A 15,191-nucleotide genomic window follows, 5' to 3' on the forward strand; every position below is an offset into this window, starting at 1 on the left:
TACCAAACATGTTCAATCAGTTAAAAATTGCCGTCCTTATTCCCTGCCATAACGAAGAAGTGTCTATTGCGAAAGTAGTAAGCGACTTCAGACAGGTTTTGCCGGATGCGGCTATTTACGTGTTCGACAACAACTCCAGCGATAACACCGTCAGCGCAGCGCGGTCGGCGGGCGCGATGGTCCGCCATGAAACCCAGCAAGGGAAAGGCCATGTCGTACGCCGCATGTTCCGAGATATAGATGCCGATTTTTACCTGATGGTGGATGGCGACGACACCTATGACGCCAATTTGGCGCCGGACATGATCAAGTTGGCCATGAGCGGGCCTTACGATTTGGTGAATTGTATCCGCCGCGAAACCGGCGATGCTGCATACCGAGGCGGACACCGCTTCGGAAACCGGCTGTTGACCGGTGTGGTACGGCAAATTTTCGGCAACCGGATTCTCGATATGCTCTCCGGGTACAAAGTGTTTTCCCGGCGCTTCGTTAAATCCTTTCCGGCGCTGTCCACCGGCTTTGATATTGAAACCGAATTAACCGTGCATACACTCGAGTTGTCGATGCCGGCCGCACACATCGAAGGGGAGTACCGGGGACGCCCTGCAGGCTCGGAAAGTAAATTGCGCACCTATCGCGACGGCTGGCGCATCCTAATGTTGATTATCCGATTGGTTAGACATGAGCGGCCCATGGTGTTTTTTGGGGGGCTGGCCGGTTTGCTGGTGGCATTAGCCTTGCTGCTGATCTGGCCCGTAATCTTGACTTACCTGGATACGGGGCTGGTGCCTAGATTCCCGACAGCCTTTCTTGCCATGGGTATTATGCTGCTGGCGTCGTTGAGCGTTTTTACCGGCACGATTTTGGATACAGTGACGCGCGGGCGCAAGGAGTTGCGTATGCTGACCTATTTACAATATCCGCCACCGGTCTTTGTGCCGAACGCTTTTGCCGATTCCGCCGCTATCCTATCTGCCGACAATACTGCTTTATCTGCTGGTAACGATGATCTGCTCGGACAGATGTGGCGCTTCGGACTGGTCGGAGTAGTCGGCTATATTGTGAATGCCGGCTTGGTAGAGTCCCTAGTAGTGAACATGGGGCCGTTACGCGCGCAAATGTTGGCTTTTCCGGCAGCCGTTACCGTCACCTGGTGGCTTAACCGGCGCTTTACCTTTGGTGCCAGCCACCACGCCATGCATCATGAGTGGCTGCGTTATGTGCTGGCCAATATGCTGGGCTGGACAGCCAATAACGGCGCTTACTTGTGGATGATTTTCAGCGTACCCCTTGCTTATCAGCATCCCGCATTGGCTGTTGCCGTGGGTTCATTGGCCGGTATGGTATTAAATTTTTCGGCTTCACGATTAATCGTTTTTAAGAAAATTCGTCAAGCCTGATGACGGTTACCAAAAAAATAAATAGTCTGGCCGGAGCGCTGCCAATCGAATGGATTTTTATCAGCGGATTCCTGATCCATTTCGGCATCATGTATCCGGGCTTCCTGTGTTATGACGCGGTCAATCAAATCCTCGAAGCTCGCGAAGGCCGCTTTTCCGACTGGCATCCACCTTTAATGGCTATTATCTGGCGATTCAGCGATAGCCTGACGCCTGGGCCGGCGGGTATGTTGTTTCTGCAACTCGGCTTGGTGTGGACCGGCGCATATCTGACCTTTCAGGCTTATTTTAAACCGTACGGCGCAAAGGTTGCCGCACCATGGCTTTGCGTTTTACTATTTTTGCCACCACTGTTCGGTATCAGCGGCGCAATTTTGAAAGACATGCTGATGTGGGGCGCGCTATTTACTGCTTTCGGTATCGCGGGGCATATAAAAAGCCACGCCGAGCAAAGCCAGCAGTTTGCGTTTCTGCTATTCGGACTAACGATATTGGTTTTATGGTTGGCGATCCTGATGAGGCACAATGCATTTTTCGCAACAATACCCATACTCAGCTTTGCCATATTTCGCTTATTTCCAAAACACAGCGTATTCGGCTTGGTACGCGCGGCAGTTTCGGGCGCGGTGCTAGCTCTTGTATTATTTGCAGTCACGGGAGCGATAAACACCCGGCTCGCCGATAGACACACCTATCCCTGGGTGGCCAACGCCTCATTTGATATTGCCGGCGTGATCAAACGGCTGGACGATAAAGGCCGGCAACAAGTTATTTTCGATCAACTGGCCGGCACCTTGAATTCAAGTGGCTCAGTCGAACCCCTGCTAAAAGCCTATACGCCTATGTATTGGCGGGAAATTTTCCGGACTAAGCCGCCCACGTTAGAGTTGCCGAAAAATTCTATGGAATCGCAGATACATGGCTTTGCCAGCCTCACCGACCCGCAACGGCAAACGCTGCATGATTTGTGGATACAAACCGTACTGGCGGAGCCGATTTTATGGGCGCGCCACCGCTTGGCGGTATCGAAATATGTCCTGGGTTTGGTGCCGGATAACAGTTGGAGCCCGGTGATGATGGCTAAAGATTTTCCCAGCGACTTAGAACGTTTTTATGGATCTCATCCAAAAGCGACCAAATTGCAAGAGTGGCTTGAGGCAGGTATGACCAAGTATGTCGAATACTGGTTTTTTCAACCCTGGCCTTATTTTGTCCTGACAATTTATCTATTTTTTGCCGCTGCGTTTCGCCGCGTGACGGCCAATATCGAAGTCATTTGCCTAACTTCCAGCGCCATCTTGCATGAATTGGGTTTGATGTTGGCCGCACCCTCACCGGACTTTCGTTACTCGCATTACATGATTTTTTGCAGCTTGCTGAGCTTATTGTTGCTGGCGCGTCCTTGGATGGCAAAAGCCAAATAATAATTTGGCTTTTGCATATTGCGTATACCGCCCCAAACCGTCTCTGTTCCAAATTTACGGTCAGCCGCCAATTGTGCCAGTAGTGAATGACGGCTTCTGGAAGTGACGAATTGTCATAATCGATCCATTTCCGACAAATAAGATTTAATTTGGGGGGACAGGGAAAGGTAAATCCGCTGTCTTTGAAAATGTAGGTTAGCTGGTGTAATCGCACATTGTGAAGCCAGCACCCCCGATTACGCCCTCGCTAATCGGAGGGATGTATGGGCTATATGAATGTCCTCACGCCGTGTCACACGACTGTCATTGGTTTTCTTGATTTGGTTAACCTATACTTCAGACTCTAACATTTATCCTAGGTAACAAATATGAATATTATTGGACACAAGAACCACGACAGATCGCTAAGTAAGACAAAACCAGTCATCGTGGCGGGGGTTTTAGCACTCGGGCTGTTGGCTCAACCGGCGCAAGCAGCGTTGACCTTCAGCTTTAATTATCTGAATCCGGGCCAAGGTTTTGATGACCCCACTTTTGGTGCGGCCAGAAAAACCGCGCTAAATGAAGCCGCAGGCATGTTAGGGGCTTATTTCAGCAACTACACGGCAAACTTAACCTATGACGTGACTTCATACAGTATCAATAAAAACACCTTAGCGTCGGCGGGTAGCGATTCATTCATCGTTCCCGGTACCTTTCAACAAACCATTGTACAAACAAAAATTTTGACTAATGGCGCAACTGACGGCAACGGTGGCGATGCCGATGGCAGCATTGATTGGAATTTTTTCTATAACTGGGGGTTGACTGATAACGTCGCGGCAAATGCGTATGACTTCAAAAAAGTCGGCATGCATGAGTTATTGCACTCATTTGGGTTTACTACATTTGGTAACGCTACCGGTGCAGGATTTGGTGGCAACGCTCCTGGCACCCCGGACACCTGGTCCAAATTTGAAAACTTTTTAACCGATGCATCAGGAAATCGACTGATCAGTACCGACGGTGTTTTCGATAGCACTAAGGTCGCAGCTCTGACCGGTGGTAGCGGCAGTGTATTGTTTAGCGGTGCCAATGCCGTTGCTGCCAACGGCGGCGTGGGCGTTAACGTATATGCACCGACTACTTGGACTGATGGCAGCAGTATTGCGCATCTTGACGACGATACACCGGCTCTTTCTCAGTTGATCATGGCATCAACCGTCTCCGAAGGATTAAAAACTCGCGAAATATCGGCTATAGAGCTTGGTATACTGAAAGACATCGGCTACACCCAAATCGCCGCGCCAGCAGCAGTTCCCGTACCGGCCGCAGCTTGGTTAATGCTCAGTGGCCTACTCGGTTTGTTTGGCGTCAATCGCCAACGTAGAGCCGTCTGATCGGTTTCGTCTGTCTATTAGAAGATGAGGTTTTTTCGGGAACCTCATTTCCCAGTTGCCTTCCAGTTGTCCATGAAAATGTATAAATCGTCACTTTCCAGTTTGTTGCTGTTAGGCGTTATAGCCATGTTCAATCTCGCGGAAGCAGACGAAACGTTAGCGCGAAGCGCCCCGCCAACACAATATCCGTTGGCACAAGTGGCCATTTCGATACTACATCAGACCGGCCACGGCATTCCGGGCGGTTACGAAATCGCCATTCAGGGCGATGGCAACGGCTTTTATCTACAAAATGCGCTAAAAACCGAACTGCACATTTCAAGCGTCACCTTGATCGATATGCTCAACGACTTTTATCGCATCCATTTCTTTGAATTAGCCGATACCTACCAAGTAAAAAAGCAAGTGTTGCTGCGCGATAACTTTCTAGTTGCAACCACGGCCATGAAAATGGCCGATACCAGCAGTAAGAAGCTGTGCATTCAACTCGCCGATTATCAAAAATGCGTGACTATCGTTAACGATCAACCAGCGGAAGCCGCGCAACTGATTACAAAAATCGAAAAATTATTTGTTCATTGATACTAACGATCATGAAAAAAGCTGTATCCCCAGACAAATGAAAGCCATGTAGGCCGCAAATAGTCGATCCAAGACGTTCAAAATCTGGCAGGATTTACATTGGAATTGGTGGTGGTTTTGAAGTCGTAAGGAGCGGCTGTTTTGTTCGCAATACGCACATGTGATCCCGGAGGCTGGTGTTTGCCACGTCGGTAAGCGCAAAGCAGTGCCTGTTGGCGACAAACAGCGAGCGGGCAGCGAATAGCCTGTCTATAATATGCAAATTGATAAATTTTTTGCCGATAAATCCGATGTCTACGTGTCTATCTTACCGCTGTGCTTTATTACTGCTGGGTCAGATAGTGGCGGTTGTCATGCTGAGTCAGCTTACCGGCTGCGCCAGCAAAGAAAAAGCACCGCTAACCGTATTGCCTGCTCCCGAAGGCGGCAACCGGATCGCCGCCAACGACGCGTTACAATTGCGAGGTGCGCCGTATGTCTATGGGGGGGAGTCACCTAGCCAAGGCTTCGATTGTAGCGGCTTGGTCTATTACGTCTATAACCGCCAGGGAGTGCGGCTGCCGCGCGACACCCAATCGTTGGCCCGGCAACTGCCGGCAGTGCAGCCTGAGCAAAGGCAGCCGGGCGATCTGCTCTTTTTCACCACTGAGCGACCGTTTTCACATGTCGGGATTTACATCGGCGGCGAGCAATTCGTGCATGCGCCCAGTAGCCGGACCGGCCAGGTGATGGTCTCCGACCTCCGGCAGCCGTATTGGCGGGAGCGCTTTATCGGGGTGCGCCGCCCCGTAGCTCGCTATTCCCTGTCGCTAAACGACAGCGACAACAATAGCTGTAGGATAAATTAGTCCAACCAGCGCACTACCGCATCGCGCTCTTGCCGAGTTTTCGGTCTAGCCGGCGGATTTTTCCGGTAACCGAACGCAACCAGGTAAGCGGCGGACCAGTGCTCTAAATTCACGTTGGCGTTTTCCGCCAAGATCCGCTCCACTTCCGCGCGCTCGAAACCTTCAATCGGACAAGAATCGATCCCTATCATCGCTGCCGCGGTCATCATATTAGCCAACGGTAGATAAGTTTGCCGGGTCGCCCAGTCGGTCAAAGTGCGTTCGGAACCCAGCAAGTCAAAATCGCTACGTTGGAATTTCTCGATCAGACCGCTACGCAGTTGGATGATGTCTTCCGGAAACTGCTGCACGTTGCGCATGATATGTTGCAGATAGGCGCTGTCGTAGCGCATGAAATGGCTTTTCCGCACCAAGGTCAACACCACATGGCTGGCAGTAGGCAGCTGCTTTTGCCCGCCCCAGGTAACAGTCCGGAGTTTTTCGCGTAAATCCGGATTTTGCACGACCAGAAACTGCCAAGGCTCCAGTCCAAAGGAACTGGGCGAGAGCCGGGCAACTTCCAAAATAAAATCGAAATCCGTGCCGGCGATTTTGCGCTCGGCGTCGAATTCCTTACAGGCGTGACGAAATTGATACGCGTCGAGAATGTCCTGTTTACTAATGGTCATCTTACAAGCTGTCGCCTACTTCACGTTGATAGAACGGCCATTTCTTCACGTGCAGATGTTTTCTGATCGGGGTTTTGATCACCGATACGCACAGCGCGATCGAAAAGAGACACCATACCGCACAATACTCGTTCGGATCGTTGGTGGTAACGTCTGAAATCCAGGGTCCGATCAAATAATGGAAAGCCACAAAGCGCCAGGAACCATACATGATAGGTAGATAAAACGCCGCCAAAATATACGAAAACGCATGCAAACCCCAGTTGAAACCCAACAGCCAAGTCACCGGTTGCGACATCAAACCGTTTAAAGGCATTTGCCAGGCGATATGCCAATCCCCGGACACCGAGCAAGTTTGCACGCCGCAGAAACCCTCGGTACCTGGCACACAGTCGCCGGCCCATGCAAAGGGATACATCTTAATCAACATCGCCAGCGAACTGATCGCACACAAGGTGTAAACCGTGGTTCTGATCTTTAGTTTGACGCTTTCCGGAATGAAGTACATCGCCACCATGTTCACGAAAAACGGCTGGAAGGCGATATGTAAATAGCCGAGTAGAGTGAGCACCTGGTTATTCGGGTTATCGCACAGATTGATGTACACATACGTTAATGCCTGCAACAGTTCCATCAAGGCAAAATAAGTTAAAGGAATCCACAGTTCCTTGGATTCGCCTTTGTAGGCCACGTAAACAGCGGTCGTTAAACCTGCGGCAGCCAAAACGCCTGACGCTTCTCCACTCCAACACATTGAAAAATACCTTCTTTATTTTAGTTATAGGCATAGGCATCTAGTTTTATAACCGTGCAATCCAACGGCGTTTAATTTACCGATTCAGATGTCTATGGGTTTTGCTACGATCCGTCGTAAAGGGCGGGAATTATTACATAAACCGGACTAAATCGCCGGATTTTGGCGGATCAGACTAGTACAAATCCACCGGATCGACATCCAGCGACCAGCGCACCTTTTTGGCTTCCTTCAAGACATAAATGGCCGGCAACAAACTATCCAGCAGATGATGCAGCTCTTTACGCTGCGGACTCTGCAATAGCAACTGGTAACGAAACAAGCCCGCACGCCGGGCCATCGGCGCCGTCACCGGCCCCAAGACCTGTACTATGCCGGGGTTCAGTTCGCTGATTTTTTGGCAAACGGCCTGTAAAAACTGCTGCGGCTCCTCGGCCTTGCCGGCTTGCACCCTAAGCAAAGCCTGATGGCCGAACGGCGGCAAGCCGGCCTGCCGCCGTTCTTTCAGCGCGCTTTGCGCGAAAGCGCGATAGCCCGAGCTTAGCAAGGTATCCAGCAAAGGATGTTGCGGATGCCGGGTTTGCAACATAACCTTACCGGGTTGATCCGCCCGACCGGCCCGCCCCGCCACCTGCACAATCAACTGCGCCAGTCTTTCGCTACCGTGGTAGTCAATACTGAACAGGCCGCTGTCTATATCCAGAATGGCTACCAGCGTCACCCCAGGAAAATGGTGGCCCTTGGCGAGCATTTGCGTCCCGAGAATAATATCGACCCCGCCATCGTGAATCTGCTCCAGATACTGCTCCAGCGAGCCCTTGCGCTGCGTGGTATCCCGGTCCAGGCGCACGATGGTCTTGTCCGGAAATAAGGTTGCCAGGGTCTGTTCGATACGTTCGGTACCTAAACCCAGCGCCTGTAATTCGCCGGTTTTACAGGATGGGCACTGCTTGGGCAAAGGTTGTTCGCCGCCGCAGTGATGGCACCTCAACAACCGGTCGGCGGCGTGAATCACCAGATTGGCGTCACAGCGCCGGCAGCGCGAGACCCAGCCGCAACCATGGCAAATCTGCACCGGCGCATAGCCACGCCGGTTGAGAAAAATCAGTGCTTGTTGCTTCTTGTCCAAGGTGGCGTGGATTTCTGCCAGCAGCGGTTCGGACACACCGGCTTGCATTCGTTTATTGCGAATGTCCAGTAGCTGAAAACTCGGCGCTGTGGCATTGCCGGCCCGATTGGGCAAATGTAGCAGTTGGTAGCGGTGCTGGGCGACGTTCGCCATGCTCTCCAGCGACGGCGTTGCCGAGCCCAGCAATACCGGGATGCCTAAGCCCTTGGCCCTGGCGATGGCGACGTCCCGCGCCGAAAAGCGAAAGCCTTCCTGTTGTTTGAACGAGCTATCGTGCTCTTCGTCGAGAATAATCAGCCCGGGACGCGGCATTGGTGTGAACAGCGCGGAACGGGTGCCGAGCATAATCGCAGCTTCACCTTGCTGCATACTCAGCCAGGCCTGCAAACGCTGGTTATCGGTTAGTTTGGAATGCGTGGACACCATGTTCACCGCAAAACGCTTTAGAAAGCGCTGCTCCAATTGCGGCGTCAGACTAATTTCCGGCAGTAAAACCAGGACTTGTTTGCCCTGCGCCAACACCTTAGCGATGATCTGCATATACACTTCGGTCTTGCCGCTTCCGGTAACGCCCTCTAGCAGGGATACGGCAAAGCGACCCAGATTGGCGATGACCGCAGCGATAGCTGCTTGTTGCTCCGGATTGGCCGGTAACGCGGTTTTGGTCAAGGCTAATTCAGAGCCTGGAATTGGGTCTTGCGCCGTGACTAAGCCCTTATCGAGCAAGGCTTTCAGCGCGGGTTTGTAGGCGCTAAGCGCGGCAGCGGTCATAGCGCTACCGGTAGATTGCAACAATGCCAATAGCGCTTGTTGCTTGGGCGCGCGGCGTAGCTGTTCCGGGGCAACCAACCGACCTTGCGGGCTGAGGCCGAAGCAGGGCTGCCGTTGCAGCAAAGCCGGCCGGCCTTGGCGTAAGGCCACCGGAAACGCTGCGGCCAGCACTTCACCAATGGGGTGGTGATAATATCGGCTGGCCCAGCGTAATAACTGGATGTCGGTGTCAGCCAATAGCGGCTGGGTATCCAGAATGGCGATAGCCGGTTTAAGTTTATCCACCCGGACGCTGGAATGGTCCGCGACAGCCAGCAAAACCCCTACTTGCTGACGCTTACCGAAGGGCACCAACACCCTAATACCGACTTGCAATGCGGTCACACTAACACCGTCTGGCGGCAGGTAATCGAATAACCGGTCCAGCGGAACTGGCACAGCAACTTTCAAAATTAAATTGCCGGAAGTGTCACAGTTAGGCATGTCTCGTGATGTTTTTTTGATATTAGATCGCTAAGTCGTTAACAGGATTGAGGAATCTGAGTTACCCACAAAAACTGTGGATAACTCTGTGGATAGGCTTTTGAGAGAATCGCTTAGTGTCGGTTTTTATTACACATTTGTTAAATTGTGCAAATTTAAGCCAGCTGATTTGCCAATTATAAATCAATGACTTACGTAAAAAATTAATCTGTGTTAAATATCGCAGGCGCTATTGCAATGCTGCGCAGGCTATGCCCCGTTTTTGTGCATAACCTGTTGCGGAGCTGTATCGATTCGACGCGGTAACTGCGGCAGATCCATCAATTGGGTGCCCCGAAAAAATCAGGGTTCCGACTCTGAAGACTCTTGACATGGCTTAAGCTTCTTTATCAGCAGGAACGATTTCCCCAAGCAACTTGCCAATCGCGCAGCTAGACGGCATCGGCATCGTTAAAAAATTGCAGGCCCGCCCAACCCGCCAACAACAAAAACGCGAACAAGGTCCAGGCTGGAATACTCAAGCCCAGCAAGGTCCAATCGATCTTCGCGCATTCGCCGGTGCCGGTCAGCATCAATTTGATGGTATCGGCCAGCGGGAAATGTTGAAATACGTATTCCAGCCCCGGACTGCATTCCGGCACTTCTTCGGGCGGCAGATGTTGCAACCAGACATGGCGGGCCGAGACGCTGGCGCCGATCAAGGCCGCAACCGCGCTGCACACCGCATAGACTTTTCGGCCACGATTGTGCAAACCGGCCATCAAAAAAATGACGCCTGTTGCCAAAATAGCCAAACGTTGCGAAATGCAGAGCGGGCAAGGCTCCAACTCTTCGACAAACTGTAAATACGCGCCAACCCCCAACAGCGAAGCGCAGGCGGCAAAGCCCAGAAAAAAACCAATACGCGGATTAATTTTTACTAAATTCATTTTCGACGTCTTTTTTGAATGCTCTAATTTCCCGCGAGGGACCCAAAATAACCAAGATATCGCCAACGCTTAGGCGGCGGTCGAACTCCTCAACTACAAAGTGTAGTTGTTCGCTAACCTGCTTATTGACGATACCGATCAATATCAAATTATACTGCGAACTCAGCTGTAACTCTGTGACATGAGTGTTTTCCAGATAACTGTTTTCTGGAATCGTCACTTCGGCTAGATGCAAATCGTGCCTGCCGAACACCGTATGATCAAAAATATCGTTGATATCCGGCCGCTTCAGCATGTCGTGAATCTTGCGCCCGCAGATTTCGTAAGGGTCGATAATCTTGTTGGCGCCGGCCGCCAACAGCTTTTCCGCCGACTCCGGGCTATCGACAATCGCGACGATATTCAACTGCTTATCCAGCGCCCGCGCCGACAGTGTCAGAAATACATTTTCCGAGTCCGTGTCGAAAAAGCAAAATAGTGTATCGATATGCGCGCCGATGCCGATCAGCTTCAAATCGTCATCGCTACGGAAATCGATGTTGGCGGTTTCAAAGCCGTTTTCACGGGCAAGCGTAGCTTTGGCCGGGTCGTGATCGATGACGGTGATTTGATACAGCTCTTTGTCCAACCGGCTAATGGCCTCGAACGACAGTCGGTTGTAACCGAATACGGCGATGTTTTTCATTTGGGCTTCCTGCTGAATAGACGGCGTTGTTCCACTTGATCGCGAAAATGATCGATGCCGTACTTACGGCCCAATAACACCAGCATATCGCCATGCCGCAGAATAAAGTCCACTTCCGGATTGAAATAAAAATGTTGCTGCTTAACCTGGTATTTATTCTTATGTTTCAGATGAATCGGATTGTCGCTGATCACGCCCAACAAGGTGAGCTTACGTTGCTGTAAATCCAGTTGACCGATTTGTTGATTATCCAAAGGCGACTTTTCGCTGACCAATACCGACTCCATTACCGTCTCGGTTTGGTTATGCAAAATACCGGAGATGGCCTCGAAAGCGACGGGCTGCCCAACAAATTCCGCCGCCAGCAAACCGGCAATCTCAAACGGCCTGATGACGTTATCAGCGCCGGCCTGGTAGAGTTTATTGACATTATCGTGGCGGTTGGCACGGGAAATTATGCGCAGGTTTTTATTTAAATGCCGGCTGGTTAACGTCACATAAACATTTATCACATCGTCGCCGGTGATGCACAAGATAGCGCTGGCGCCGCGGCAAATACCGGCGTTGATCAGCACTTCATTATTACTGGCATCGCTTTCTATCGCCAGATAACCACGCTTCTTGGCTAACTCGATTCGTTCAGGGACTCGATCAATGATTAAAAACTTCTGTCGGTCGTTCTGCAAATGGCGGGCGATCTCCTGGCCGACCCGACCGAAACCGCAAATGATGATGAAGCTATCGTAACGCTCAAGTTGGGCATAGGTTCGGCTCTCGCGCATTGACAACATTTTCTCGCTGAACGCGGCGATCAGGATGGAGGTGAAGAACGACAGCACCCCCAAGCTGGCCAGTATCAAAAAAATCGTCACCCAGCGGCCGCCGGTGGTTTGCGGGGTAATGTCGCCAAAGCCCACAGTGGCCAAGGTGACGATGGTCCAATAAAAGGCGTCGAATAAATTATGAATACCGCTGTTGGTGGCTTGGTACTCGAACATATAAATCGACACGCTGGCGATAAACACCAGAAAGCAGGTGAAGATCAACAATGTCATCAATTCGAAGCGCTTACTGGCCAAGGCGTCAGCAAACAATTTGGCGCTATTGGAATAACGAAACAGCTTAAACAGCCGGAATATGATGAAGATGCGCAAGATCGCCAGCGGTCGGTAGCTGGGCAGAATCGCCAAGATGTCTATGATCGCAAACGGCGAAGTGATGTACTCCATATCTCTGACAAAGGCTTTGCGAAACACCCCGAGCAGATTGAAATCCAGGTTTAAATACAGCGCTTTCTCATATTCCTCGATGATGACTTTATAAGTGTCGGAATAAATCCAGCCCCGCAGGCAATATTCGACGATAAACACCATCAGAATCGCCAGCTCGAAATAGCCGCCCATTTTGCTGTCTTCGTGTTCGATGTCGTAAATCAGAAAAATTACGCTCAAAATCAGCAGGGCTATCATCGTCGCGTCGAAATACTTCTTCTTCCGGCTATGACTGTTTTCCAGCAGATCGTAAAAAAACAGCTTGGCTGACCGATACCAATCGGCGGATTTTAAGTAGTACGCGCAATAAACAATCAGTTTGGCTAGCATCTGGGCTTATTTCTTAAATTCGATCACTTTGCTGGAGGGATTTAGATTGATTTCGTCTATCACGCAATGCGAGCCGGCTTGCAGGATATAAGCAACAGCATCTGCAACATCCTCAGCCATCAGGGCTTGGCCGGACTGTTTACCGGGTGCGAACGACAATGTATCAAAAAACGCGGTATCGACCATGCCCGGATTGACCAAGGACACCCGCACCGAGCTTTTGCCGCACTCGTCGCGCAAGGCTTGGCTAAACCCGCGCAACGCAAATTTGCTGGCGCAATAAATGCTGCCGTTGCGGTTGCCTTTTAAAGCCGCTTCCGAACCGATATACACCAGGTTGGCATGTGATTTTTGCTTTAGTGTCGGCAACAACGCCCGCGTCAGACAGGCCTGGGCGGTGAAGTTTACGGTCATCAAGGTTTCGATTTGTGCGTATGAAAATTGCTCCAGGCCGCCGAATTGGCCGAAACCGGCGGCGAAGACCACCGCATCCAGTGCCGGGAAATCACTTTGCAGTTGTTTGGCAAACGGCGGAACGCCGGCTAATTTAGCCAGATCCAACTCGACGCCGACAAAATTGGGGTGAAGTTTGGCAAACCGCCGGCAGTCCCGGGACGTGCCAATCACTTGGTGACCTTGCGCTAGCAATTGCCGGGCAATTGCCCGGCCGATGCCGGAACTGGCGCCCGTCACCAGTACCGTGCGCTTTAGAGCGTGCATGGAAAAAAAGCAGTTTGCGGGATGTATTCCAGCAGCATTTGCGTGCAATCGGCCATCATCGCCTGCTCCAGGTCGGCACGGTAAGACACCATGCCGGACGCGGTTTGCAGCGGGCTGGCGAATAGTTTTTCATCCGGGTACAGCTTATGGATTTTTTTGAAATATTGCTCCGGCAATCGAAACACACCCAAGCTGACCGAGTGCAAGGCCTGGGCATCGATTGCCGCGAATACTTGCTCGAACAAGGCCCGGTATTGTTGGCGGTAGTCGTACTGATAAATTAACGGATCAAAACGCAAACCAATTTGCCAACCTTGTTGCTGTAATTTAGCCGCCGCTTCGATACGCTTGGCCACATTCGGCGCTTTCGCTTCCACCTTATCGGCCACCGCATCCGGAGAGAGGCTGAAAGCCACCACACAGCGCGGCACGACCTCGCGATTCAATAGACTTCTGATCTGCGTACTCTTGGTGCGCAACTCCAGCCAGGCGTTGGGTAATTCGGCAAACACCGGCAAAAATTGTTCGGCAAAGTCGGTGACCGGCTCAAAAGCCAGACTGTCGCAATCGTAGCCCGAGAAAAAATACACATCCTGATCCGGCGTTTCCCGGCAGGTTTGGCGAATCTGTTCCTGAAAATCCTCGTAATTCACAAACAGCACGTAATTGGCCGACTGATACATGCCCTGTAAAAAGCAATATCGGCAGTCGTACAAGCAATTCAGCATGTGCGAAAAGTAATAATTGCGCTGGCCGCCGATGCCGTAACCGGCCGGCGCCGGCAACACGAACTTTTGGTATTTTTCCGCCAGAATCAGCGCCGGATGCTGTTTTTGTAAACGAAAGTTTTGCGCCTTGGGATTAAACACCTCGCCGAATCGCTCGCAGACCACCGTCCGCGCTTGCGGAAAACACCGCCGAATCGTCGCTACGCGCGGATGCTGCTCGATAGCGGATTCTATATAAAGGGTGTCTATCATGATGACTGAATGCGGCAAAAAGGCGGTTGGGCATTATAAATGATTGCCGGACAGGGCGTGGTGACGGCGATAGGGCGCGAATTGCACCTTAGAAAACAGCGAATCGGAGCACTGCGGCAACTTGTCGCAACCACCCTGTGCAAATGGTCCGTTGCAGGCGCGCTAAATCCGTTATGATGGTCCCTGAGAAACAATAAAGTTTTTCAATTGGACCCAGTAGGAAAAAAGATACTTCCCATCAGCATGGATTTGCTTCAAGCCTCTTGTCGGCTATATGGCAAAAGGTGCTGTGCCGGTGCTATTTCAAGACGAACTTAGACCTAATAAGTTGCCGGTACAAAAAATCTATTCTGTGATGACGTGTTTTTTAGGGCATTGGACCTATTAACCATCACACAAAATCTACTTAATGAAATTATTTACAAAAGCAGTATTAACCTTGTCATTGGCAGCTTCTTTAAGTCTGACCAACGTTTGCGCATTTGCTGCTGAAGAAGCACCAGCTGCCGCAGCGCAATCCGGTAGCGCCGGCATTATCGCTCACATCGAAAAAGCGCTGGTTGAAATCAGCAAAAGTGATTTCTCCGCCGCGCAGATTCATCTGAAAGCCGCCAGAACCAGCTCCGAAGCAATTGCCGGCAACTCCGAAGCCGCGAAAAAAGCCCACGCATCTTTGATGCAAGGACAGATCCTGTCTAAAAGCGGTAACGTAGCCAAAGCAACCGAAGAATTGACCAAGACTATCGAACTGTATAAAGCACTTTAAAGCTTGAACAGGGCTGGGCTGTTACGTCGGTCCAGCCTAAATTCAGGGGAGAAACGCAACCCCTAATAAGCA

At 51.2% G+C, this 15,191-nt stretch carries 14 protein-coding genes; 6 read left to right on the forward strand and 8 right to left on the reverse strand.

The window, feature by feature from the left end:
• The first annotated feature begins 8 nt into the window (after nucleotides 1-8).
• The 5 genes from METH11B_RS26840 (at nucleotide 9) to METH11B_RS0114670 (ending at nucleotide 5,633) form a co-directional block, all read left to right on the forward strand.
• Nucleotides 9-1,400, forward strand: a complete 1,392-nt coding sequence (locus tag METH11B_RS26840; protein WP_026602658.1) for a bifunctional glycosyltransferase family 2/GtrA family protein — start codon at nucleotides 9-11, stop codon at nucleotides 1,398-1,400.
• Nucleotides 1,400-2,824, forward strand: coding sequence for a hypothetical protein (locus METH11B_RS0114655; protein ID WP_026602659.1), 1,425 nt, complete (start codon nucleotides 1,400-1,402; stop codon nucleotides 2,822-2,824). Before METH11B_RS26840 ends, METH11B_RS0114655 begins: the two co-directional genes overlap by 1 nt.
• A gap of 368 nt (nucleotides 2,825-3,192) precedes the next feature.
• Nucleotides 3,193-4,203, forward strand: coding sequence for a hypothetical protein (locus tag METH11B_RS0114660; RefSeq protein WP_155931130.1), 1,011 nt, complete (start codon nucleotides 3,193-3,195; stop codon nucleotides 4,201-4,203).
• 72 nt (nucleotides 4,204-4,275) lie between these two features.
• Complete coding sequence (locus METH11B_RS0114665; protein ID WP_026602661.1) at nucleotides 4,276-4,785, forward strand: hypothetical protein; 510 nt, start codon at nucleotides 4,276-4,278, stop codon at nucleotides 4,783-4,785.
• Nucleotides 4,786-5,138: 353 nt separating this feature from the next.
• A complete protein-coding gene (locus tag METH11B_RS0114670) occupies nucleotides 5,139-5,633 on the forward strand; it encodes a C40 family peptidase (protein ID WP_026602662.1) in 495 nt (164 codons plus the stop codon).
• Here METH11B_RS0114670 and METH11B_RS0114675 read toward each other — a convergent pair.
• The 8 genes from METH11B_RS0114675 to METH11B_RS0114710 all read right to left on the reverse strand — a co-directional run bounded on the left by METH11B_RS0114675 (nucleotide 5,630) and on the right by METH11B_RS0114710 (nucleotide 14,353).
• Entirely contained in the window at nucleotides 5,630-6,301 is a 672-nt protein-coding gene (locus tag METH11B_RS0114675; RefSeq protein ID WP_026602663.1) for an NAD(P)H-dependent oxidoreductase, read from the reverse strand. The genes METH11B_RS0114670 and METH11B_RS0114675 overlap by 4 nt on opposite strands.
• Nucleotide 6,302: 1 nt before the next feature.
• Nucleotides 6,303-7,055, reverse strand: a complete 753-nt coding sequence (locus tag METH11B_RS0114680; RefSeq protein ID WP_026147088.1) for a DUF5765 domain-containing protein — start codon at nucleotides 7,053-7,055, stop codon at nucleotides 6,303-6,305.
• A 175-nt stretch (nucleotides 7,056-7,230) separates the two neighbouring features.
• Nucleotides 7,231-9,438: a primosomal protein N' gene (locus tag METH11B_RS0114685; RefSeq protein WP_026602665.1), complete on the reverse strand. Its 2,208-nt coding sequence runs from the start codon at nucleotides 9,436-9,438 to the stop codon at nucleotides 7,231-7,233.
• Between the two features lie 431 nt (nucleotides 9,439-9,869).
• On the reverse strand, nucleotides 9,870-10,367 hold the full coding sequence (locus tag METH11B_RS0114690; RefSeq protein WP_026602666.1) for a disulfide bond formation protein B: 498 nt from the start codon (nucleotides 10,365-10,367) through the stop codon (nucleotides 9,870-9,872).
• Entirely contained in the window at nucleotides 10,348-11,052 is a 705-nt protein-coding gene (locus METH11B_RS0114695; protein WP_026602667.1) for a potassium channel family protein, read from the reverse strand. Before METH11B_RS0114695 ends, METH11B_RS0114690 begins: the two co-directional genes overlap by 20 nt.
• Nucleotides 11,049-12,653 carry an NAD-binding protein gene (locus METH11B_RS0114700; protein ID WP_020484158.1) on the reverse strand — a complete coding sequence of 535 codons (1,605 nt, stop codon included), beginning with the start codon at nucleotides 12,651-12,653 and terminating at the stop codon, nucleotides 11,049-11,051. Before METH11B_RS0114700 ends, METH11B_RS0114695 begins: the two co-directional genes overlap by 4 nt.
• A gap of 6 nt (nucleotides 12,654-12,659) precedes the next feature.
• Nucleotides 12,660-13,373, reverse strand: coding sequence for an SDR family oxidoreductase (locus METH11B_RS0114705; protein WP_026602668.1), 714 nt, complete (start codon nucleotides 13,371-13,373; stop codon nucleotides 12,660-12,662).
• A complete protein-coding gene (locus tag METH11B_RS0114710) occupies nucleotides 13,361-14,353 on the reverse strand; it encodes an SPL family radical SAM protein (RefSeq protein ID WP_026602669.1) in 993 nt (330 codons plus the stop codon). Before METH11B_RS0114710 ends, METH11B_RS0114705 begins: the two co-directional genes overlap by 13 nt.
• A 409-nt stretch (nucleotides 14,354-14,762) precedes the next feature.
• Here METH11B_RS0114710 and METH11B_RS0114715 point away from each other — a divergent pair, with 409 nt between their 5' ends.
• Nucleotides 14,763-15,119, forward strand: a complete 357-nt coding sequence (locus METH11B_RS0114715) for a hypothetical protein (RefSeq protein WP_026602670.1) — start codon at nucleotides 14,763-14,765, stop codon at nucleotides 15,117-15,119.
• Nucleotides 15,120-15,191 lie beyond the last annotated feature (72 nt).

The sequence above is a fragment of the Methylomonas sp. 11b genome (assembly GCF_000515215.1).
Lineage (GTDB): Bacteria > Pseudomonadota > Gammaproteobacteria > Methylococcales > Methylomonadaceae > Methylomonas.